Origin of the sequence: Blautia sp. MSK.20.85 (assembly GCF_013317245.1) — a bacterium.
GTDB lineage: Bacteria > Bacillota > Clostridia > Lachnospirales > Lachnospiraceae > Blautia_A.
This window is the reverse complement of sequence record NZ_JAAIUN010000019.1, coordinates 1-21,643: the sequence shown is the minus strand read 5'-3', so window position 1 is coordinate 21,643 and position 21,643 is coordinate 1. Positions and strand designations below refer to the sequence as shown.

The window sequence follows — 21,643 nt, the reverse complement described above, 5'->3', positions numbered from 1 at the left end:
CTTCACATGTTGCAAAAATCCATCTTTGGTTCATCCACAACACCTACCTTTTTATCATAATATCCATCACTCAATATCCGAATTCCTTCGCTGTTTTCATATATAGCATTTCCCAGTTTTCCCTTTCTGGTTTCTGAAATACCGACCGTATATCTCTGCAATTTTCTCAGTATTTTTTTCTTCTCTACTTCCAGCCTTGCTTGTGATAATTTTTCTAGCAACTGTTCTGCTTCCATTTCATAAGGAACTACAACACTCACCTTATAATTATCAGAAATCACCTCAAACTCCTGCCCTGCTGTCTGGAAAGCCTGTGGAAGTTTTATATGCATTTTTTCTTCATGTTTTCGTTGGTATTGATTCTGACCTATCTGATTTTTTCCCAGCAAGTCTACCAATGTTACAGGTACATTGCATACTTCAACTGGAAATTTTGTTTCTGACTTTCTTAACTGTGCATGATACACCAAATAATAAAATTTTATGGCAGCTTCTGAATCCAATGCATAATTAAACTTTTTCTTATCTTGTTTAAAATCATGAAGAACTTTTTGCAAAGCAGCCTGTGCATCTTTTATTTCTCTTAAATGTTCCAGCTTTTCCGCCTTCCGGGACATCTGCACAATATAAACCGCACCCATTCTTCCCAGCTCTTTATGACGGTTACATCTTCCTGCTGCCTGAATAACATTATCAAGACCAGCTTTTGACCGGATGACACACCCGAAAGAAAAATTCACTCCCGCTTCTACTACCTGTGTACTCACACAAATAATCTTTTTTGATCTTTCTTTTAATGCGTTTCTTATTTCTTTCAGAGTATCCAGTTTATGTTGTGGGCACATATTATTACTCAGATGAAAAATCTCATATTCTTCCGTACAGCTGTCTTCCAGTTTTTGAAATACTTCGAATGCACATTTCGTAGTATTCACAATTACTAAAGTGCTTCGATATTCCTCTGTTTTTTCCAATGCAAAATCACTTAAATCTTCTGTTTCCATCCCTCCTGAGCATCTTTCTGTTTCATCGATAATCTCAACTCGTTTAAAAGCTTTTGCATATTTTTCAGATTCTCCTGACATCTCCAAACACTTACAGATATTATTTTCTTCAAGAGAAGCCAATGTCGGCTGTGTAGCGGAACATAACACCACTGTTGTCCTGCAAAACTGCGAAAGAAAATTCACAGCCAAATTAAAAAGTTCTGTGCATTTAACCGGAATCGCCTGCACTTCATCAAATATGATAATACTGTTACATAAATTATGTATTCTGCGAATACAGCTCTTCTGATCAGAAAATAACGTATTCAAAATCTGTACTGCCGTTGTTACAATAATTGGCGAATCCCAGGTCTCTGTAAGATTTCGATATTTTTCCTCTTCTCCTTCTTCACAGATCACATTACAGTGATGTTCCAACACAGCAGAAGGTAGTCCAGTTGCTTTTCGAATTTCCTCTGCATTCTGTTCCAAAATAGATGTGAATGGAGCTATATAAATAATACGATTTTTTTGTTCTTTTCTCGCATGATAAAGTGCAAACCGAAGACTACTGAGAGTTTTCCCGGCACCAGTTGGTACTGTCAGACGATATAGTTTCTGATCTGTTTCAGCCGCCTTCCGACAGGAATCAGATATCTCCTGTCGGAAACTGTTCAGCTGATTTCCGTTATCTGGATTGTTTTGAATTTCATTTTTCAAATACTCTTCAAAATTATGTATACACTTCTGCCATATTTCCTGAGTTTCTTCCTGCGAAATTCTTTTTGATAAAGGAATATCCTGAAAAAAACATGCCGTGTCCGTCCAGTCACCATCAATCAATAATGACAAGGCAGTCCGCAGATACATTCCCCGATAAAAATATCTGCTTCCATACTTTTTTCCTGAAGAATCATGATTTTTAACAAATTCATTTATCTTATTAAAGATTTCCTGATATGACTGAATTGCCTCCTCTCCGGATTTCTGCAACATTTTTATATCATAAATCTGGAAAAATTTTTCTTTGATATACTCATACTCAATCTCTTTTTTCACACGTCGTTCCTGCAGGCTCTGGCCATTTTCCAGATTAATGCAATCTTCCATTCCATGATGAAAATAAATCAATGTACTGATAAATTCCGAAACTGGCCTCTCTTTTATCAATTCAAGTGCAATTCTTCCACCAGCAGTAGAGTGATCCAGTCCATGTTTATGTACTTGATCACCTAGCTTCAGAATGTTCTTAAAATCATCCTGGTTTTCTGTGCCAAGCTTTCCTGCATCATGAAGATTTCCAGCTAATTCTACAAGGTTTTTCAATTCTGGAAGTTCACAGACATTACTTGAAAAAAAAGCAACATTTCCTGCGTGTTCCTGCATAGACTGGATTCTTTGTGTTTCATAGTCTACATGGGCCAGTGTACACTCTTCCGTTTCCGGAATACTTATCTCTTTATCTTTCATTCAGTACTCCTTGTATTATATACCTATTTTTACAGTATTTAATTTTTATTTTTTATGTATTTTTACTACATTTTATCAAGATTATAGTCTTAACGCAAGGCAGATATCGAAAAAACGTTCGTTTTTGTATCTGCCTTGCTGGCAAACCGGTAATCTTTATTCACGCGGCAGCATCAGTAAATTATCTTTCAATGTATTATTAGCAACAGAACGAACATATTTCTCCCCCTGTGAACTTACTGCTGGAATAAGATATGGATATGGTGAAATATTTACGGTAATGGTTTTAGGAAATTTTTGCAGATAGTCGTAAACTTCTGATTTCTTCCAGTATGTACTTGTCTGATCTATATAGATAGAATCAATGTCCTGTACATTTCCAGAATTACTACAGTTACGCTTCATTTTGATTTTAATTGCTTTCATGACAAAAGCCTCCTTATGATATTTTTATTGAATCTGCAGATTCATTGTTGTAATGAAAATATCATAGAAAGGGTTTACAAAAATCGAGAAATAATTTAGAATAGATGTGCTGGATGCTATTCAAATTATTTGGATTGCATTTCCTATGATGAGCTACTTAGTATTACCAGTACTAGGTAGCTCTTTTTCATTACAGCTTTATAATATTCCTTTTATCTTTCCGTGTCAATAGTTTTTAACAAATTAATAATAATATAAATATATAACTAAATGAATAACAATATAAACTCAAAAAGCAATTGAACTATTTTCAATTGCTTTTTCCTTAACAAATATATAATAATATTTTTCAACTCACAGACTTCCATCTGACACTAAATAAAGGCTGCAAAAATTATCCATTTCTGCAGCCTTTATTGTAAATTTTTCTATTTTTCAGTCTTTTTGCCTTTACTCAAACTCAATCGTACCAGGCGGCTTACTAGTAAGATCATAGAATACGCGGTTCACGCCCTTAACTTCATTGATAATACGGTTCATCACCTTATTAAGTACTGCATAAGGAATCTCTGCGGACTCGGCAGTCATGAAGTCAATGGTCTTAACTGCGCGGAGTGCTACTGCATAATCGTAAGTTCTGAAGTCTCCCATTACGCCTACGCTTCGCATATTGGTAAGGGCTGCGAAGTACTGGTTTGGCATCCAGGATGGGTCTTCTCCGTGTTCTTTTTTGTAGTCGGCGGCTGCTTTGTCGACTTCTTCACGGTAGATGTAGTCTGCATCCTGTACGATGCGTACTTTTTCTTCGGTGACTTCTCCGATGATACGGATTCCAAGTCCCGGACCTGGGAATGGCTGACGGAATACCAGTCTTTCCGGAATTCCAAGTTCAAGACCAGCTTTACGTACCTCGTCTTTGAACAGGTCACGGAGTGGCTCGATGATTTCTTTGAAATCAACGAAATCCGGAAGTCCTCCTACGTTGTGGTGAGATTTGATCACTGCGGATTCTCCACCGAGACCGCTCTCTACAACGTCCGGATAAATAGTTCCCTGTGCAAGGAAATCTACGGCGCCGATCTTCTTGGCTTCTTCCTCGAAGATGCGGATAAATTCCTCACCGATAATCTTACGTTTCGCCTCAGGCTCTGTAACACCTGCAAGCTTGTCGTAATATCTCTGCTGTGCGTTTACACGGATAAAGTTCAGGTCAAACTGACCGTTCGGTCCGAATACGCCTTCAACCTCATCACCCTCATCTTTACGGAGAAGGCCATGATCTACGAATACACAGGTAAGCTGCTTGCCGATCGCTCTGGAAAGAAGTCCTGCCGCTACGGAGGAATCTACACCACCGGACAGAGCAAGAAGAACTTTTCCATCGCCGACTTTCTCACGGATCTCTTTGATCGTGTGCTCAACAAAGGCATCCATCTTCCAGTCTCCGGCGCATTCACAGACACCAAGTACGAAGTTGGACAGCATGGTCTTTCCTTCAACTGTGTGCAGTACTTCCGGATGGAACTGGATCGCATACAGTTTCTTCTCCTCATTCTGTGCAGTTGCTACCGGACAGTCTGCAGTATGTGCAGCGATCTCGAATCCCGGTGCGGCCTGAGAAATGTAATCTGTATGGCTCATCCAGCAGATTGTTTTGTCGGATACGTTTTTGAAGATCTTGGAATCTTTTTTATCAATGAGAAGCTCTGTCTTGCCGTACTCGCTGACATCTGCTTTCTCAACTTTTCCGCCAAGGACATGCATCATGAGCTGTGCTCCGTAGCAAAGTCCAAGTACCGGAATACCAAGCTCGAATAATTCTTTCTGGTAAGTCGGTGAATCTGCCTCATAGCAGCTGTTTGGTCCGCCGGTAAGGATGATTCCCTTCGGATTCATCGCTTTAATCTTCTCAAGATCTGTCTTGTAAGAATAGATTTCGCAATATACATTGCATTCTCTGACACGTCTTGCAACCAGCTGATTGTACTGACCGCCAAAATCAATGACAATAACTAATTCTCTTTTCAAGGCTTTCCTCCTGTTGTTTATAACATCTTTAGAATCTGTTACTCATTATAAATGAGTGTATGCACTTTTACAATGCTAATTTTATCTCACGCCGGAATTTTTATTTTCTGCAAAAAAATTTCACTGTTTTTTCGCCCGCTCATCCCAGTAGACACAGTCATTTCTTCCAATTACTTCTGATGTAAACGGAGTGCCGTCATTCTTTTTGTAATGTTTTGTGGCACGGAAAACATATTTTGCGCCGACATAAACGATCGGTACGTTAAAGAACACGATCAGAATATTTCCAAGGTCAGAAAACGCCCAGAGATTTCCAAGTTCCAGTCCTGCAATATTGCAGAGGATTCCAAATGCGGCAACAAAAAGGCCGATACAACGTACAATATTGATGCAGATCTTATCCTTGCGGATACGATTTGCCGCGATTTCCGAAAAACTGATCATTCCCAGAAGGCAGGTAAACGCAAAGAGACAGAAACACAATGTCACAAGAAATGTAACGATTCCGTTCATTGCAGTTCCCGGAGTCAGCACAGCGATAGATTCCGTATATTTCGGAAGTTTATCAAGAGCCTGCCAGTTTTCCGCATCCGCACCGGTCCAGCAATGAGCCATAACTACCACAAATCCGGTAAGTGTGCAGATCACAATGGTATCCAGAAAAACTCCCAGGGAGGCGATCACACCCTGCTCACATGGGTGTTTTGCATCTGCTGCCGCCGCTGACATTGTAATAGTTCCCTGACCTGCCTCATTGGACATCAGGCCTCGTTTTACACCCTGTGCAAGAACCGTTCCAAAAACACCGCCAAAGAATGCGTCCGGCTTAAATGCTCCTGCAAAAACGCTTCCGAAGAAATATGGAATGCGGGTAAAGTTTAATATTATAAGAAGTAATACTACTACCATATAGAGCACCGCCATCACCGGCACCATCATATCTGTCCATTTGGAAACTTTTTTGATTCCGCCAAATGCGATGGCTGCTGTGAGAACTACGATCAGTGCTCCTACTATATAATAGAAGGCAGATCCGCTTGCGATGGTTGTTCCGGTTACAATCTCTGCCATACGTCCCACTGAGGAAACAACATTAAATCCCTGTGCAGGCAGACAGCAAAGGGCGTACAGAATATACAATACGGAAAGAAAAACTCCGATCCAAACTTTGTTTCCCAGAAGTTTTCTTCCATAGAAAGGAAGACCTCCTACAAATTCGTCGTCTTTTTTTTCTTTAAAAATCTGGGCAAGGACACCTTCCATATATGCCACTGCCATTCCGAAAAATGCGGAAATCCACATCCAGAACAAAGCTCCCGGGCCGCCCACTGCAATAGCACCTGTTACACCCAGAATATTTCCCGGTCCTACACGCATGGCCGAACTTAAGAAAAACGATGCCAGCGGTGAAATTCCTGTTTCAACGACACGTTTCTCGGTCATAGTCCGGATTCCTTTTTTAAAATAGGTCACCTGCATGAACCCAATCCTGAAACTGAAAAAAATTCCGGATCCAAGAAGCAGTATGATCGCAAAGGATATGTTTCCCAGAATGGGAATGCTGCTGTACCAGTCAAAATTTGTAGGAAAATCCCACAGAAAATCAGACAGTGGACCGATAAAGCTGAACACTCCGTTGATCGCCTCAAACACTCTCTCCATAGCTATTTCCTCCCTTTTTATCTGAAGGTCTCAGAATTGAATACAGACAGGCATTCCCATCCGTCACCTTTCATTTCCGCTTCAGATTTTTATGCTATGGTTTATTATACCGTATCGCCTTGCAAAAGTCCTCTTAATTTTTAGTATTTTTGAGTAAATTCCAGAATTTTCCATCCTTATGGCATTTTTCACATCCGCTTGCAGATTAGTCTGAACAAACAGTCGAGAAGTTTCGCAGGATTTTATAAGACTTTATGAGATATTTAGATTTTAATCACAGATTTTTAAAATGCTTCTCACAGTTCCATCACATTTTGACGGTATATTATTAAGCAAATAAAGCACAAAGCTTTTTCATCTTATAGATCATTACTTATTTTTCTTTTCATACTCTGCCGGGTCCGTTCCAAGACCCGGCCCTCCTTTTTTTCTGAGATATTCTCCCATACATTCCGCTCCTGATCATCCTTCCTTTTTATCTTCTTACAAACTCCCATCGTATACCATCCTTTCTTTATTCAAAAGGATCTATACCTATAATCATGGTGTCTAAATCGGACACTCTGATCACATCTGATGATCGGCATTTTACTGTTTCCCAATTTTACCCCGATTTCGTTTCATTTCACTCCGTCCAGACAAAACCTCAAAAATTCCGTAACACGCATAAACACTGATTTTAAGCACAAAAAAACACCGTCCCCGCAGCTCCCATGTCTGCAAAAACAGTGCTTTTAGTGCGTCTTCAGGGGTTCGAACCCTGGACACCCTGATTAAGAGTCAGGTGCTCTACCAACTGAGCTAAAAACGCATATTTAATTGTTTGTCTTTCGTTTGTTTCGTTCCTCAAGACATGTTGTATTATACGTTATGGTTCGGTGAAAGTCAACACCTTTTTTTAATTTTTTTTATTTTTATCTTTTTTATTTTTTGTATCTTCATTTGATGCAATTTTGTTCAGTGTTTTTTCTATTTCTGACAGCGAATTTCTGATCTGGGCTGCCTGATTGTTGATGCTGCGGTTTACACTGTTGAGATTTCGTCGGAATGAACCGGATTTTCTTTTTTTCAAGTTTTCTTTCTCCCCTTTCCCATATTCGGCAGATTCCTGGTAAGATCATGAGCCTGCGCCTGAACAAACCAAACATTTACATACCACTTTACGTTCCTCTTTTCCTTATTTATTATATGAAAACAGGCCGATCAGTTTCCCGATCAGCCTGAAAAAAATCTTATTCACAATAAATGTCGCAACCCCGCAGGGGACTTACTTGATTTGGTTAAAACTCCACAGACTTCCACCATCGGAGAACCAACACCACTGCAAGCAGTGCAGTCAACAGATCGGAAACCGCCTGAGACGCAAGCACCCCCTGATATCCTGCAACCCGAAGCGCCACATTCAGTACAATGGCAAAGATCACGCCCTGCCTGCTGACGGACAGAAGAAATGCTCCCACTGCCTGTCCTGCGGACTGGAAAGTACAGGTACTGATCAGCACAATTCCCATGAACATCATACCTGCAAGCTGCAGGCGCAGCATCAGTGCGCCGTTTTCCACAACCGCAGGGTCACTCATAAAGATCCGCACCAGCTGCGGGGCAAAAAATCCAAGTACAGCCATCAGGACAAGAGCCAGCCCGCCCTCAAACAGATAGGCAAATTTCAGCGTTCCCTTCAGTCTCTCGCGGTTTTTCGCACCATAATTGTACCCGATCAGCGGCTGCCCGCCAAAAGCAAAGCCAACAAGCACCAGCGCCGCGATCATATTGATCTTCATGACGATACCCATAGCCGCAACTTTATCATCACCGAATCCCAACAACGCACGGTTGGTAAGAGCAATCCCGATACTCTGCATCAGATTTGTCACCGACGCCGGAATCCCAATTGCAAAAACTGCTCCGATTTCCGCCCCTGAAATATGAAATCCCTTAGGGTTCACAGAGAGATTTCTGCTCTTCTTAATAAGAAACCACACGAAAAAAATATCCGTACATACATTTCCGATCACCGTAGCTGTGGCAGCACCTGCCGCACCCCAGCCAAGCCCGAAGATCATCACCGGATCCAGAATGATATTCACAACCGCACCAAGCACCGAACCGATCATGGATGCCGTCGCAAAACCTTCTGTCCGCAGCTGATTGGACGGCGTCAACGCCACAATGATAAACGGAGCGCCCAGTGCGATACAGGTATAATACTGAGAAGCATACTCCCAGGTTGCCTCACTTGCACCCAGCAACCCCAGAATAGGTCTTCGCAAAAGCATCAGAACAACGGTAACCACCACACCGCAGACAATGGCCCCATAAAAACTGAACACACTGATCCTCTTCGCATCCTCGAATTTCTTTTCCCCGAAAAGCCTGGAAATAAAAGAACTTCCGCCCAGGCCAAAAATATCTCCAAGGGCGATCATCAGCGTAAAGATCGGTGTACCCAGAGCAACACCCGCCACCAGATCCGTATTCCCGGTTCCCGCAATAAAATAAGTATCTACCATATTATAGATCAGCGAAATCACCATACTGAACACAACCGGAAGCGCCAGCTTAAAATACGCCTTCGGAATCGGATACTTTTCAAAAATCTCTTCCTGCATTTTATCGCCTCTATTTCTGTCTGATCACCATCTTGCAGATCGGATTACCCATGGAAGAAAACTTCTCCTCATACTCTGTCATCACATTTCCCTTAACCAGTTCCTCATCATGATGCAGATCAAATGTACAAACCTCCAGATTCCAGTCGGACTCCTTCACCTCTTCCAGAGAAAACTCAAATAACCCACGGTTATCCGTCTTAAATTCCACAGCCCCCTCTTTCTTCAGGACCTGCTCATATCTCTTCAGAAACTCCCTGGAAGTCAGCCTTCTCTTGGCATGACGGGCCTTAGGCCACGGGTCGGAAAAATTCAGATAAATCCCGTCAACCTCATCCTTCTCAAAAATCTCCGGTAAGAGCCTTGCATCCACACGGATAAACACAAGATTGGAAAACTTTTCCCCGGCTTCCTCAAGCTCCTCCCTCTTCTGCAGTGCCCGGAGCAGCACGCTGTCATACATCTCAATTCCAACAAAATTCCTCTCAGGATGCAGGCGCGCCATATCCATCAGAAAACGCCCTTTTCCCATGCCAACCTCAAGAAAAAGCGGTCTCTTCTCCCCAAAAACACTCTCCCACTTCCCCTTAAACCTCTCCGGCTCATCAATCACCCAGTCACACTCCAAAATAGCATCCTTCGCCCCGGGAATATTACGCAATCTCATAAACAACCTCCAATTAATCTTCTTATAATATACAACTCAAATCATAACTTTCCGCAGCCAGCAATCCCAGTCAGACACATCTATCCACCCTCTCACCAACCGCATAAACCAGAACGCCCTCATAAATATGATAAACTTTCTCATTTACCATCATTCCCAAAAATACTCATTCACAAGACGTCCCAATACTCAACTATACATGCAATTTGCCTGCTATCGCAAGCAAAAAATAAAAAAATTTATCAACCCTCAATCCAGGCAACAGCAAAACGCCTCGCCGTCCCCTTACCACCCTATCGGCACAACCTCCCACATCCCAACACCGCAGAATACAACCACAAGTCAACAACCTCCCGTCACCACAACCAAGAACTCCTTTAAAAAAAAGCCCGAGGGGTGTGCAGAGGGGCCGTGGCTTTACGGCCCCTTTGCGGTTTTCATTTTTCCCCAAAAAAGAATATATCGTCTAATAAACAAATATTCTTTTTCCGTCTTTTTTTGAACATATTTATTCAAACTTTGCAAAAAATTTAACAACTTTTTAGTTGTTTTTACCATAAAAAAGGTGTATCATATAAAAATCAATTATAAACAATAACCAAACAAGGAGGGCACTATGGAACAAATCCTAAATAAGCTTTCGGAAATCGAAGCCACAGCCAATGCCATCATGCAGGACGCTGCGCGACAAAAAAAGGCTCTCTCGGAAGAAGCAGAAAAACAGACCAGGGAATTCGATGCCGCACTTGAAAAAGAAACCGGCACTGAGATCCAGAAGATCCGTGAAGATCTGGCACGCGAGAAAGACGCCCGGATCAATGAGCTTCGCACAGAAACCGAAGACCAGCTGTCCAGGCTGGACGCCTATTACGAAGCCAATCACGAAAGTCTTTGCAGTGAGCTGTTTCAGAAAATAACAGGCATCACCGAAACCTGAAGGGAAAGGAAGTGATTCAATGGGCACTGTCCTCTCATACAGCGGACTCTCCACTAAGATCCGAGCCATGCAGAGCCGTCTTGTGACAGCTGAGCAGCTGGAAGAAATCGTTCAGCTTCCCAATGTCCCCCAGGTAACAGCCTACCTGAAACGGACTCCCGAATATCAGAATATCTGGTCCGGTCTCGATGAAAATGATCTTCACCGCGGACAGATAGAAAAACTCCTGAAGAAATCCATCTTCCTGAATTTTTCAAGGCTTTACCACTTTGCAAATCAGGAACAGCGAACGTTCCTGTCGCTTTACTCGAAGCGTTATGAGATCCGCGTCCTGAAAGAAATCATGACGAATCTCTTTGACCACCGGGACACCGATCCCGTAGATATTTCTCCCTACCGCGATTTTTTCAGACATCATTCCAAGCTGGACATTGACAGGCTTACCGCCTGCACCAATATGGATGAATTCATTGCGGCACTGAAGGGAAATGATTTTTTTATTCCGCTGTCTCAGGTCAACGAACGTGGAAATGCCACGCTTTTTGACTTCGGCATGGCACTTGACCTTTCGTATTTTTCACAGATCTGGAATGTGCGGAAGAAGCTTTTCAAAGGTAACGATCTGAAACAGATCACCAAGGCTTACGGTGAAAAATTCGATATGCTGAACCTGCAGTTCATCCAGCGCTCCAAACGCTGCTTTCAGATGGAACCGGCTGCTATTTACGCATTGCTGGTCCCCATGAACTACAAGCTCCGCAAAGAGGAGATCACCACCCTTGTGGAGGCCCCTACACCAGAAGAGTTCCGTCGTATCTTCAATGGAACTTATTATGGTAAGAAATACGAACAGCTGACCGTTGCCAGTCTGGAAGAATTTTATAACTATATTCTTCGTAGCATACTGGAACAGGAAGCACGCAAGGATCCCTATTCCGTAGCAGTCATCTATTCCTATTTATATCACAAAGAACATGAAGTCAACCGTCTGACCATTGCCCTTGAATGCGTGCGCTATGGCGTGGACCCAGAACAATCCCTGCGTTATATACGCAACGGTTAATAACCAGGAGGTAGCAACGTGATTGAAAAAATGAATTTTCTAAGCATCACCGGTCCGAAGGCAGATATCGACCGGGTTGTAAACACCTACCTGTGCAAGTACGAAATTCATCTGGAGAACGCACTCTCTGAACTGACCACAGTAGAAAACCTGACACCTTTTCTTGAGGTCAACCCTTACAGAGATGCGCTGAATTCCATCAATGCCATTTATGAAGAGCTGAAAAGCCCTCCTGCCGCTTCCGGCGAAAGTCCTGGTATTGAAAAAGCACTTTCCACAGTAAAGGAGATCCGCTCTCAGGCGGATCAGCTCCAGCAAGAACAGGCAGAATTGGAAGAGAAATGTTCTTCACTGGAAGAATCTCTGCGTATCATACGTCCATTCCGAAATATCAATTATGATATTTCCTCTATCCTGCATCTGAAATATATTCATTTTCATTTCGGACGTATCGAAAAACAGTATTATGAGAAATTCAAGAAATATATTTACGACAATCTGAACACCATCTTCCTCAAATGCGATGAAGACGATCAGTATGTCTGGGGCGTCTACTTTGTGCCGAAGCATGAGGCTCGTAAGATCGATGCAGCTTACGCTTCCATGCATTTTGAGAAGATTTTTGTGCCGGATAATTACACCGGAACAGCGCATCAGGCTTTTTCCACCGTGAGCAGCCAATACGAAGAAGCCATGAAACACCTGGAAACACAGAAGCAAAAATACCAGCGATTTCTCTCAGATAAAGCTGAAACCATTGTTTCTGTCAGAAATACACTTCGACAGTTTTCCAGAAACTTCGATGTACGAAAAGCTGCTGCATGTACCGGAAAACATGAGAATTTTTACATTCTCTGCGGTTGGATGACAGAAGCCGACACGAGGGCTTTTCAGGCGGACATCGCTTCTGATGAGAGGATCTTCTGTCTGGTTGACGGAGAAGATACCTCCACACTGGAACATGACCCAAGCCATCAGCCGCCAACCAAACTGAAAAATCCAAAACTTTTCAAACCATTTGAAATGTACGTAAAAATGTACGGACTTCCTGCTTACGGTGAAATGGACCCCACCTGGTTCGTTGCCATCACCTACTCCTTTATCTTCGGAGCCATGTTCGGTGATGCAGGACAGGGGCTCCTGCTCTTTATCGGAGGATTGTTCCTGTACAAACGGAAACATATCGATCTTGCCGGAATCATCAGCTGCGCCGGAGTCTTTTCCACATTCTTCGGCCTGATGTTCGGAAGTGTCTTTGGATTTGAGGATCTCATACCTGCTTTGTGGCTGCGGCCCGTAGACAGTATGACGACCATACCTTTTATCGGAAAACTGAATACCGTATTTATCGTTGCCATCGGCTTCGGCATGGGAATCATCCTCATGTGCATGGTTTTCAACATCATCAATTCCTTTAAGATGCACGATGTTGAAAAAACCTGGTTCGACACCAACGCAGTGGCAGGACTTGTATTTTATGGTTCCGCAGTTCTCTGCATCGGACTTTTTGTATCCGGGCATGCAGTTCCTGGCGGTGCAGTTCTTGCCATTATGTTCGGTTTACCGCTGCTTCTTATTTTCTTCAAGGAGCCGCTCACAAACCTGGTAGAGAAAAAAGCCGAGGTTATGCCAAAAGAAAAAGGCATGTTTATCGTACAGGGTATCTTTGAACTGTTTGAGGTTATCCTGAGCTACTTTTCCAATACACTCTCCTTCGTGCGTATCGGCGCTTTTGCAGTCAGCCACGCAGCCATGATGGAAGTTGTACTTATGCTTGCGGGTGCGGAGAACGGCAGTCCAAACTGGATCGTCATCATTCTCGGAAACCTGTTTGTATGCGCCATGGAGGGCCTGATCGTAGGTATCCAGGTACTCCGTCTGGAATATTACGAAATGTTCAGCCGTTTTTACAAAGGCAGCGGCCGGAAATTCGAGCCGTTCTGCTCCAAAAACAAATAAAATGCCAGAGTCAGAACTCCTTCTGATCCAGGCAGCCAATTAAACGAATATTAAGGAGGTCATCATCATGACAGTCATTACACAGATCACAATCGCAGTTGCACTTGTACTCAGCATCATTCTTCCATTTGGTTATTATCTTCTCGGCGAAAAAAGCCGTGGCCGCTACAAAACAGCACTTGGTGTCAATGCCTTTTTCTTCTTCAGTATCATGCTTGTCGCCATTGCCGTAACATTTGCAGGCGGAGCTTCCGTACAGGCTGCTACAGGCGCTGACGCAGGCCTTGCAACAGGTATGGGTTACATCGCAGCAGCACTCGTTACCGGACTTTCCTGTATCGGTGGTGGTATTGCCGTTGCCAGTGCGGCAAGCGCAGCCCTTGGAGCAATCAGTGAGGATCAGAGCATCCTTGGTAAATCTCTTATCTTCGTAGGTCTTGCCGAAGGTGTTGCTCTTTATGGACTGATCATCTCCTTCATGATCCTGGGTAAACTTTGATATGAAAATGTATCTGATCAGTGACAATATTGATACTCTGACAGGAATGAGACTGGCCGGTGTAGAAGGTGTGATCGTCCATGAACACGACGAGCTGAAAGAAGCCCTGGAACGCACCATCGCAGACAAAGAGATTGGAATCATACTCCTGACCGAAAAATTCGGCCGGGAGTTTCCTGAGATCATCGATGATGTCAAACTTCATCATAAAACACCTCTCATCATTGAAATTCCTGACAGACATGGTACCGGCCGCAGGCCCGATTTCATTACTTCTTATGTAAACGAGGCCATCGGATTAAAATTATAGGCAGGTGATATTATGACAATTGAAGAGAAGCTTACGCACTTCTATGACACCTCCGTGGAAGAAGCCCGCCGTCAGGCGGAAAAAGATGTACAGGAGCACAAAGACTCCCTGGATGCCGCACTGGAGGAACATAAAAAAATGTCTCTGGAAAACGCCGCCAGCTCCCGCAAAGCCGAGATTGCAAACGCAAAGCGCGAGATCAACAAGGCACTTTCCGCAGAGCAGCTTCACATCCGGCGTGACTGGACTGCCAGACAGAGCCGCTTAAAAGAAAAACTTTTTGCTGAAGTCCGGGAACAGATCCTGAAATTCATGGAATCTTCCCGTTATGAAGAATATCTTTGTACAAAAATTGAAGAAGCTGTCTGCTTCGCGGAACACGATGAGATCCAGATCTATCTTTCAAAAGAAGATGAACCTCGTCTGAAATCTCTCACTGTAAAAACCGGCTTTCCGCTGAAGCTTTCCGACGAGTCCTTTATCGGCGGAATCAAGGCGATCATCCCTGAAAAAAACATCCTCATAGACAATTCCTTTGAGGAAGGTTACCAGGCAGCTTACAGAGAATTCAAATTTGACGGAGGTCCAGCACATGAGTAAAACAGGTATTATCTACGGTGTTAACGGTCCTGTTATCTACTTAAAGGGCGACACCGGATTCAAGATCTCCGAGATGGTCTATGTAGGCCCTGAAAAACTGGTAGGCGAAGTCATAGGTCTTAAGAAACATATGACCACCGTACAGGTTTTTGAGGAAACTACCGGACTGAAACCCGGAGAAACCGTGATCGGAACAGGAGACGCCATTTCCGTTCTCCTTGGTCCGGGAATCATCCACAATATTTTTGATGGTATCCAGAGACCTCTGGCAGAGATTGCACAGGCCTCTGGAAAATATATTTCCCGTGGTGTCAGCGTTGACTCTCTTGACACCGAAAAAAAATGGGAAACACACATTACAGTAAAAGAAGGCGATGTCATCGGCGCAGGTACGGTTATCGCCGAGACACAGGAAACCGCTTCTATCCTTCACAAGTCCATGGTTCCGCCGACGATCACACACGGAACTGTTATCCATGCCGTTCCTGACGGAGCTTATACGGTTCTGGAACCCATCGTTACCGTTCGTCTTGATGACGGAACTGAAAAAGAACTGGCACTTGCACAGAAATGGCCGATCCGTGTGCCGAGACCGACCTACAAACGTTTCCCGGCAAGCGTTCCGCTTCTTACCGGCCAGCGTATCCTGGATACTCTTTTCCCGATTGCCAAGGGCGGCACTGCTGCTGTTCCGGGAGGATTCGGAACCGGAAAAACCATGACCCAGCACCAGATCGCCAAGTGGTCTGACGCAGATATCATCATCTACATCGGCTGTGGTGAGCGTGGAAACGAGATGACACAGGTTCTTGAGGATTTCAGCAAACTGATCGACCCGAAATCCGGAAACCTGATGATGGACAGAACCACCCTGATCGCCAACACTTCCAACATGCCGGTTGCAGCCCGTGAGGCTTCCATCTACACCGGCGTTACCCTTGCAGAATATTACCGTGATATGGGTTACGACGTAGCGATCATGGCAGACTCCACATCCCGATGGGCTGAGGCTCTCCGTGAGCTTTCTGGACGTCTGGAGGAAATGCCTGCAGAGGAAGGTTTCCCTGCATATCTGGCAAGCAAACTTTCCGCCTTCTATGAGCGTGCGGGAATGATGCAGAACCTGAACGGAACAGAAGGTTCCGTCTCCATTATCGGTGCGGTTTCCCCTCAGGGCGGTGACTTCTCCGAACCTGTCACTCAGAATACCAAGCGTTTTGTCCGCTGCTTCTGGGGACTGGACAAGGCCCTCGCCTATGCCCGTCACTTCCCTGCGATCCAGTGGCTGACCAGTTACAGCGAATATCTGGAGGATCTGACTCCCTGGTACAGAGAGCATGTTTCCCCGAAATTTGTCTACGACAGAAACCAGATCATGGCGATCCTCAATCAGGAAAGTTCTCTTATGGAAATCGTAAAACTGATCGGAAGCGACGTTCTTCCGGATGACCAGAAACTGACACTGGAGATTGCCAGAGTCATCCGTCTGGGCTTCCTGCAGCAGAACGCTTTTCACCAGGAGGACACCAGTGTCCCAATGGAAAAACAGTTCCTGATGATGGAAACCATCCTTTATCTCTACGAGAAATGCCGTGCCCTTGTAAACCGTGGCATGCCGGTTTCCGTACTGAAAGAGGATAATATCTTCGAACGTATCATCGCCATCAAATACGAAGTTCCAAACAAAGAACTGGAACGTTTTGATGAGTATCATAAAGATATCGACCGCTTCTACGACAACGTACTGGAAAGAAACGGTTAAAGGAGGGATCAGTTTATGGCAATCGAATATCTTGGCCTGAGTGAAATAAACGGCCCTCTTGTTGTCCTTGAGGGTGTCAAAAACGCATCTTACGAGGAGATCGTGGAATTCCACATGGAAGACGGCACACAGAAGATCGGCCGTATCGTGGAAATCTATGAAGACAAGGCTGTTATCCAGGTTTTTGAGGGAACTGATAATATGTCCCTCGGCAATACACACACACGTCTTACCGGACATCCTATGGAGATCGGGCTTTCCCCGGAGATCCTGGGACGTACCTTTAACGGTATCGGCCAGCCCATTGACGGACTTAGCGAGATCACACCGGAAGTCAGCCTGAATATCAACGGACTTCCACTGAACCCGGTAACCCGTGAATATCCGCGAAACTATATCAACACCGGCATCTCCGCCATCGACGGACTGACCACCCTGATCCGCGGCCAGAAGCTGCCGATCTTTTCCGGAAACGGTCTTCCTCATGACAAGCTGGCTGCACAGATCGTTCAGCAGGCTTCCCTTGGCGCAGACTCCGATGAGAAATTCGCTATTGTTTTTGCAGCAATGGGCGTTAAATACGACGTAGCCGAATTCTTCCGCAGGACCTTCGAGGAAAGCGGTGCTTCCGACCACGTTGTAATGTTTCTGAACCTTGCCAACGACCCGGTTGTAGAGCGTCTTCTGACACCGAAGATTGCCCTCACTGCTGCTGAATATCTTGCTTTTGAAAAAGGCATGCACATCCTGGTTATCCTGACTGACATCACCTCCTTCTGCGAGGCTATGCGAGAGGTTTCCTCCTCCAAAGGTGAGATTCCTTCCCGAAAAGGTTATCCGGGATATCTGTACAGTGAACTGGCAACTCTTTACGAGCGTGCGGGAATCGTCCGTGGAGGCACCGGTTCTGTAACCCAGATCCCGATCCTGACCATGCCAAACGACGACATCACCCACCCGATTCCTGACCTTACCGGATATATCACCGAGGGCCAGATCGTACTGGACCGTCAGCTTCATGGACAGGCGATCTACCCGCCGATCAACGTTCTGCCGTCCCTGTCCCGTCTGATGAAGGACGGTATCGGTGAAGGCTTCACACGTGCCGACCATCAGGATGTTGCCAACCAGCTCTTCTCCTGCTACGCAAAAGTAGGCGATGCAAGAGCCCTGGCATCGGTTATCGGCGAAGACGAGCTTTCTCCGCTGGATAAGCAGTACCTTGTATTTGGAAAAGCTTTTGAGGCAGAGTTTGTGGGACAGTCTGAGACAGAAAACCGAAGCATCATTGAAACTCTGGATAAAGGCTGGGAACTTCTGGGACTTCTCCCAAGAGAAGAACTCGACCGTATCGATACCAAAGTTCTGGATCAGTATTACAGAGAAACCGTCCGTTAGTGAGGTGATTTTATGGATCCGAATACCTTTCCCACCAAGGGAAATCTCATACTTGCAAAAAATTCTCTGGCCCTTTCCAGACAGGGCTATGAGCTTATGGACAAAAAGCGTAATATCCTGATCCGTGAAATGATGGAGCTGATCGACCAGGCAAAGGATATCCAGACCCAGATCGATGAGACTTTCCGCACTGCCTACGCTGCTTTGCAGAAAGCAAACATGGAGATCGGAATCGCTTTTGTAGATCAGATCTCCCATACCGTTCCTGTAGAAAATTCCATCCGGATCAAGACCAGGAGTGTCATGGGAACTGAGATCCCGCTTGTGGAATACGATAAAAAAGCCGGCAATACTCCTACCTACGCCTACTACAGCACCAAGCTGTCCCTGGACGAGGCCAAAGCCGCCTTCGAGCGTGTAAAAGAGCTATCCATCCAGCTCTCCATGATCGAAAATGCAGCAATCCGTCTTGCCACCAACATCAAGAAAACACAGAAGCGTGCCAACGCCCTGAAAAACATCACCATCCCCAGATATGAAACTCTCACCAGAGATATCACTAATGCTCTGGAGGAAAAAGAGCGCGAAGAGTTTACACGTCTGAAGGTGATCAAACGTATGAAACAAAACAGTTAATTACAATTACCTCCTGTAATAAAGTGAATACTACACATTACAGGAGGTTTTTTATCAGGCATCAGTTTTATTTTTCTATTTTTTCAGGAAGGATACCATTTTATGATTCTAAAGAAAAAACTTTTTAAAACTTTTCTTTTTGAGTTATTGGTAATGGCATTTATTCCTATCATTCTGTTTACTGCTTATGTACATCACAGTATATTCAAAAAGTTTAATAATAACTTGAATGAATTACAAAAAAGTTATTTTTTCACAGCCAGTTCAAATTTCAAAAAAACTCTGGATAATGCCGTGGAAACCGCAATGTTCATAAGCGAAGATAACCGGGTACGAAATTACATTACCTGGCAAAGTCAGAATGCCATTACCTCTACAGAATTCATGCAAACAGAATATGATATAAAAAAACAGCTAAACACTTTTATGGGGACAAACAGTGCCATTGATTCCATTTATATTTATAACGAAAATGCCGGCAAAATTCTTAATTCTGGAATTGGCACCATTGATGTCAAACATTTTCATGACACATCGTGGCTGGAAGATTATAAAAGTATCCATGATTCATTAGGAGTTCATATTCTCCCGGAACGAACTCCCTGTGAGCCAGAGTATTCTTATATCCCGGACGATTTTCCTACTATTATTTCCGTTGCTGTCCCGATCACAATCAACAGCCACCCAAAATGTAATGCTTTGGTTCTCATTAATATAAAAAAAGAAAATCTTCTGGACACAAGCAATACCCAAGACTATTCCTATATTATTTATACAGCTGAAAAGAACATTATCGCTTCCTACTACACCTCTCCTGAAGATGCCAAACTTTACAAAAAAATTATGGATGAAAAACAATCTGAAAGCTCTTTTCAGCTCTTTCAGAGTTCACCTGTTTATTATGCCAGCTATAAAACCCTTGCAAATCTCCATATTACATACAGCCTTTTTACCACCGACGACCAATTGTCCCGGTCTTTACGTTCTATGGAGTACTTTATTCTGATATTACTGAGTATTTCCATTTTGCTCTGTATATTTATGGCTTATCGGCTCGCACTGAAATATTGCGTTCCGATTATAACCATTTCCAATGATATACAGGAATTTATTCCTATGGAAAAAAGCAACGGTAACATAAAAGATATCTCCACTGCAGTAACTACTCTCACTCATAAATATCATGAATTAAAAGAGAAAAACATTTCTTCTCTTGACACACTTTTTCAGCCGTTCCTTTCAGGTGACCCGCAAGAAAATAACCGTTTCTTCTGTGTTGTTGCTTCCATCGATGACTACATAAAAGTATCCTCGAAAAAAACACCTTCCGAGATCAATGCTTTCAAAAAAGGACTCATCCAGGCAACCTCTACAGAATTCTCCGAAAAAGTGCTTCAATGTAAAGGACTTATTTTTGATAATGACCGATTTGTTCTGGCATATCTCTGTCAGCAGAAAATTACCTCTTCCGAGATTATTACACTGGTTAATACTATGAATCGCCAAACCGATTCCGGAATTACCATCTCTGCAGGCGTTGGAAATATTTATGATATGCCTAAAGATCTTCTTCAATCTTATATTGAAGCGAATGAGGCAGTCAATTATCGTTTTTCTCTTGGAAAAAAATGCGTAGCATTTTATGATGAGGTTGTATCCAAAAGAGAACGATGCAAGATAAAAATCCCCAAAATTTCAAAAATGTATCCCCAGCTCACTATGGAAGAAATTACAGAACAGTTTCAAAATTATTTTGAGCAGCTCAGTTCCAAACTCCTGATTGATGAAAACACAGAGCTGGAATATATTTTTCCTGTGATCAGTGACCTGTCACTGTTTTTATCCAACAACGGACTCTCCATTAATGACATTACACACAGTGAAGAACCTGTTTATATTTCGGTATCAAAATTCGACACATTTGACGAGATCTGTCAATACTTATGTAATATCTGTTCAGAATTTTCTAATGCTTTAAAAAATCTGAATAACGATACCAATAGATATATCTCTCAGATCAACGAACTTATCCAAACCGATTATGCCAATCCTCAGCTCGACATCGCCATGGCCGCTGAAAAAATAGGAATCAGCTATTCCTATATATGTAAGATTGTAAAAGAAAGCAAGCAATCTTCCTTCACGATCCTTTTGAATCATTACCGCATCGAAACTTCAAAAAAACTGCTTCTCACTACCAACCACTCTATCAAGCAGATTGCCGAAGAAGTAGGTTATATAAATGACCAGAGTTATTCCCGATATTTCAAAAAATTTGAAAATATGACTCCCGGGAAATACCGAACACTAAATCTTCTAAATAAATAACGTCATACAAAAAAGGGCCTAAACGCCCTTTTTTGTTGCATTAATCACATTTCCACTATTTGACGCTTTATTATAGAAATTAATTGTTTTATATATATTGCACATTTTTTCTATATTTTCATTGTATCTTTTGTATGCATTGCTCGTTATGATTGTTTTTTCTCCAAAACAATTGTATCTTTTTGCTCAATGCAATGCTATTCTTGTTTCATAAACAAACGAAAACGCCAAAGATCGATCAGGTGTAATGAATATTACGGTGCGGCAGAGCCGCCAGTCCGGTGTGGCGAGAGCCACCTGTCC

At 43.3% G+C, this 21,643-nt stretch carries 17 protein-coding genes and 1 tRNA gene; 10 read left to right on the top strand and 8 right to left on the bottom strand.

Translation table 11 applies throughout. From position 1 onward, the window contains the following. Positions 1 to 2: 2 nt before the first annotated feature. The 8 genes from cas3 to trmB form a co-directional block, all read right to left on the bottom strand. Positions 3 to 2,456, bottom strand: a complete 2,454-nt coding sequence (gene cas3, locus G5B12_RS10955) for a CRISPR-associated helicase Cas3' (RefSeq protein WP_174088243.1) — start codon at positions 2,454 to 2,456, stop codon at positions 3 to 5. A gap of 156 nt (positions 2,457 to 2,612) precedes the next feature. Beyond that, positions 2,613 to 2,882 (bottom strand): DUF3892 domain-containing protein, encoded by a 270-nt coding sequence (locus G5B12_RS10950; protein WP_174088241.1) that lies wholly within the window; start codon positions 2,880 to 2,882, stop codon positions 2,613 to 2,615. A 450-nt stretch (positions 2,883 to 3,332) separates the two neighbouring features. After that, positions 3,333 to 4,910, bottom strand: a complete 1,578-nt coding sequence (gene guaA / locus G5B12_RS10945; RefSeq protein WP_118062570.1) for a glutamine-hydrolyzing GMP synthase — start codon at positions 4,908 to 4,910, stop codon at positions 3,333 to 3,335. A gap of 120 nt (positions 4,911 to 5,030) precedes the next feature. After that, on the bottom strand, positions 5,031 to 6,572 hold the full coding sequence (locus G5B12_RS10940) for an alanine/glycine:cation symporter family protein (RefSeq protein WP_021976325.1): 1,542 nt from the start codon (positions 6,570 to 6,572) through the stop codon (positions 5,031 to 5,033). Positions 6,573 to 7,310: 738 nt separating this feature from the next. Further along, positions 7,311 to 7,383, bottom strand: a tRNA-Lys gene (locus G5B12_RS10935). An 87-nt stretch (positions 7,384 to 7,470) separates the two neighbouring features. Next, entirely contained in the window at positions 7,471 to 7,644 is a 174-nt protein-coding gene (locus tag G5B12_RS10930; protein ID WP_161206342.1) for a hypothetical protein, read from the bottom strand. A gap of 208 nt (positions 7,645 to 7,852) precedes the next feature. Beyond that, positions 7,853 to 9,181, bottom strand: a complete 1,329-nt coding sequence (locus G5B12_RS10925; protein ID WP_174088239.1) for an MATE family efflux transporter — start codon at positions 9,179 to 9,181, stop codon at positions 7,853 to 7,855. A 10-nt stretch (positions 9,182 to 9,191) separates the two neighbouring features. Further along, the gene (gene trmB, locus G5B12_RS10920; protein WP_021976327.1) at positions 9,192 to 9,848 is read right to left on the bottom strand and encodes a tRNA (guanosine(46)-N7)-methyltransferase TrmB; all 657 of its coding nucleotides are present in this window, start codon (positions 9,846 to 9,848) and stop codon (positions 9,192 to 9,194) included. Between the two features lie 616 nt (positions 9,849 to 10,464). Between trmB and G5B12_RS10915 the strand changes: the two genes are divergently transcribed. The 10 genes from G5B12_RS10915 (at position 10,465) to G5B12_RS10870 (ending at position 21,340) form a co-directional block, all read left to right on the top strand. Further along, entirely contained in the window at positions 10,465 to 10,785 is a 321-nt protein-coding gene (locus G5B12_RS10915) for a hypothetical protein (RefSeq protein WP_118062568.1), read from the top strand. Positions 10,786 to 10,804: 19 nt separating this feature from the next. Continuing rightward, positions 10,805 to 11,848 carry a V0D/AC39 family V-type ATPase subunit gene (locus G5B12_RS10910; RefSeq protein ID WP_174088237.1) on the top strand — a complete coding sequence of 348 codons (1,044 nt, stop codon included), beginning with the start codon at positions 10,805 to 10,807 and terminating at the stop codon, positions 11,846 to 11,848. Between the two features lie 18 nt (positions 11,849 to 11,866). Next, positions 11,867 to 13,807, top strand: coding sequence for a V-type ATP synthase subunit I (locus G5B12_RS10905; protein ID WP_174088236.1), 1,941 nt, complete (start codon positions 11,867 to 11,869; stop codon positions 13,805 to 13,807). Positions 13,808 to 13,874: 67 nt separating this feature from the next. Further along, positions 13,875 to 14,306, top strand: a complete 432-nt coding sequence (locus tag G5B12_RS10900; protein WP_174088234.1) for an ATP synthase subunit C — start codon at positions 13,875 to 13,877, stop codon at positions 14,304 to 14,306. Position 14,307: 1 nt separating this feature from the next. Then, the gene (locus tag G5B12_RS10895; protein WP_021653137.1) at positions 14,308 to 14,616 is read left to right on the top strand and encodes a V-type ATP synthase subunit F; all 309 of its coding nucleotides are present in this window, start codon (positions 14,308 to 14,310) and stop codon (positions 14,614 to 14,616) included. Positions 14,617 to 14,628: 12 nt separating this feature from the next. Next, positions 14,629 to 15,216: a V-type ATP synthase subunit E gene (locus G5B12_RS10890; protein WP_021976333.1), complete on the top strand. Its 588-nt coding sequence runs from the start codon at positions 14,629 to 14,631 to the stop codon at positions 15,214 to 15,216. Continuing rightward, complete coding sequence (locus G5B12_RS10885; protein ID WP_021976334.1) at positions 15,209 to 16,978, top strand: V-type ATP synthase subunit A; 1,770 nt, start codon at positions 15,209 to 15,211, stop codon at positions 16,976 to 16,978. Before G5B12_RS10890 ends, G5B12_RS10885 begins: the two co-directional genes overlap by 8 nt. Positions 16,979 to 16,993: 15 nt before the next feature. Next, a complete protein-coding gene (locus G5B12_RS10880; protein WP_118071946.1) occupies positions 16,994 to 18,376 on the top strand; it encodes a V-type ATP synthase subunit B in 1,383 nt (460 codons plus the stop codon). Positions 18,377 to 18,388: 12 nt separating this feature from the next. Further along, positions 18,389 to 19,012, top strand: a complete 624-nt coding sequence (locus G5B12_RS10875) for a V-type ATP synthase subunit D (protein ID WP_118062566.1) — start codon at positions 18,389 to 18,391, stop codon at positions 19,010 to 19,012. Positions 19,013 to 19,438: 426 nt separating this feature from the next. Beyond that, entirely contained in the window at positions 19,439 to 21,340 is a 1,902-nt protein-coding gene (locus G5B12_RS10870; protein ID WP_174088232.1) for a response regulator transcription factor, read from the top strand. Positions 21,341 to 21,643: the final 303 nt, after the last annotated feature.

What these genes read in the sequence shown, in the direction of transcription:
- G5B12_RS10885 (WP_021976334.1), top strand. Translation starts at nt 15,209, where the DNA reads ATGAGTAAAACAGGTATTATCTACGGTGTTAACGGTCCTGTTATCTAC.
- G5B12_RS10880 (WP_118071946.1), top strand. Translation starts at nt 16,994, where the DNA reads ATGGCAATCGAATATCTTGGCCTGAGTGAAATAAACGGCCCTCTTGTT.
- G5B12_RS10950 (WP_174088241.1), bottom strand. Translation starts at nt 2,882, where the DNA reads ATGAAAGCAATTAAAATCAAAATGAAGCGTAACTGTAGTAATTCTGGA.
- G5B12_RS10875 (WP_118062566.1), top strand. Translation starts at nt 18,389, where the DNA reads ATGGATCCGAATACCTTTCCCACCAAGGGAAATCTCATACTTGCAAAA.
- G5B12_RS10870 (WP_174088232.1), top strand. Translation starts at nt 19,439, where the DNA reads ATGGGGACAAACAGTGCCATTGATTCCATTTATATTTATAACGAAAAT.
- G5B12_RS10925 (WP_174088239.1), bottom strand. Translation starts at nt 9,181, where the DNA reads ATGCAGGAAGAGATTTTTGAAAAGTATCCGATTCCGAAGGCGTATTTT.
- cas3 (WP_174088243.1), bottom strand. Translation starts at nt 2,456, where the DNA reads ATGAAAGATAAAGAGATAAGTATTCCGGAAACGGAAGAGTGTACACTG.
- G5B12_RS10890 (WP_021976333.1), top strand. Translation starts at nt 14,629, where the DNA reads ATGACAATTGAAGAGAAGCTTACGCACTTCTATGACACCTCCGTGGAA.
- G5B12_RS10910 (WP_174088237.1), top strand. Translation starts at nt 10,805, where the DNA reads ATGGGCACTGTCCTCTCATACAGCGGACTCTCCACTAAGATCCGAGCC.
- G5B12_RS10940 (WP_021976325.1), bottom strand. Translation starts at nt 6,572, where the DNA reads ATGGAGAGAGTGTTTGAGGCGATCAACGGAGTGTTCAGCTTTATCGGT.
- G5B12_RS10900 (WP_174088234.1), top strand. Translation starts at nt 13,875, where the DNA reads ATGACAGTCATTACACAGATCACAATCGCAGTTGCACTTGTACTCAGC.
- G5B12_RS10895 (WP_021653137.1), top strand. Translation starts at nt 14,308, where the DNA reads ATGAAAATGTATCTGATCAGTGACAATATTGATACTCTGACAGGAATG.
- G5B12_RS10915 (WP_118062568.1), top strand. Translation starts at nt 10,465, where the DNA reads ATGGAACAAATCCTAAATAAGCTTTCGGAAATCGAAGCCACAGCCAAT.
- trmB (WP_021976327.1), bottom strand. Translation starts at nt 9,848, where the DNA reads ATGAGATTGCGTAATATTCCCGGGGCGAAGGATGCTATTTTGGAGTGT.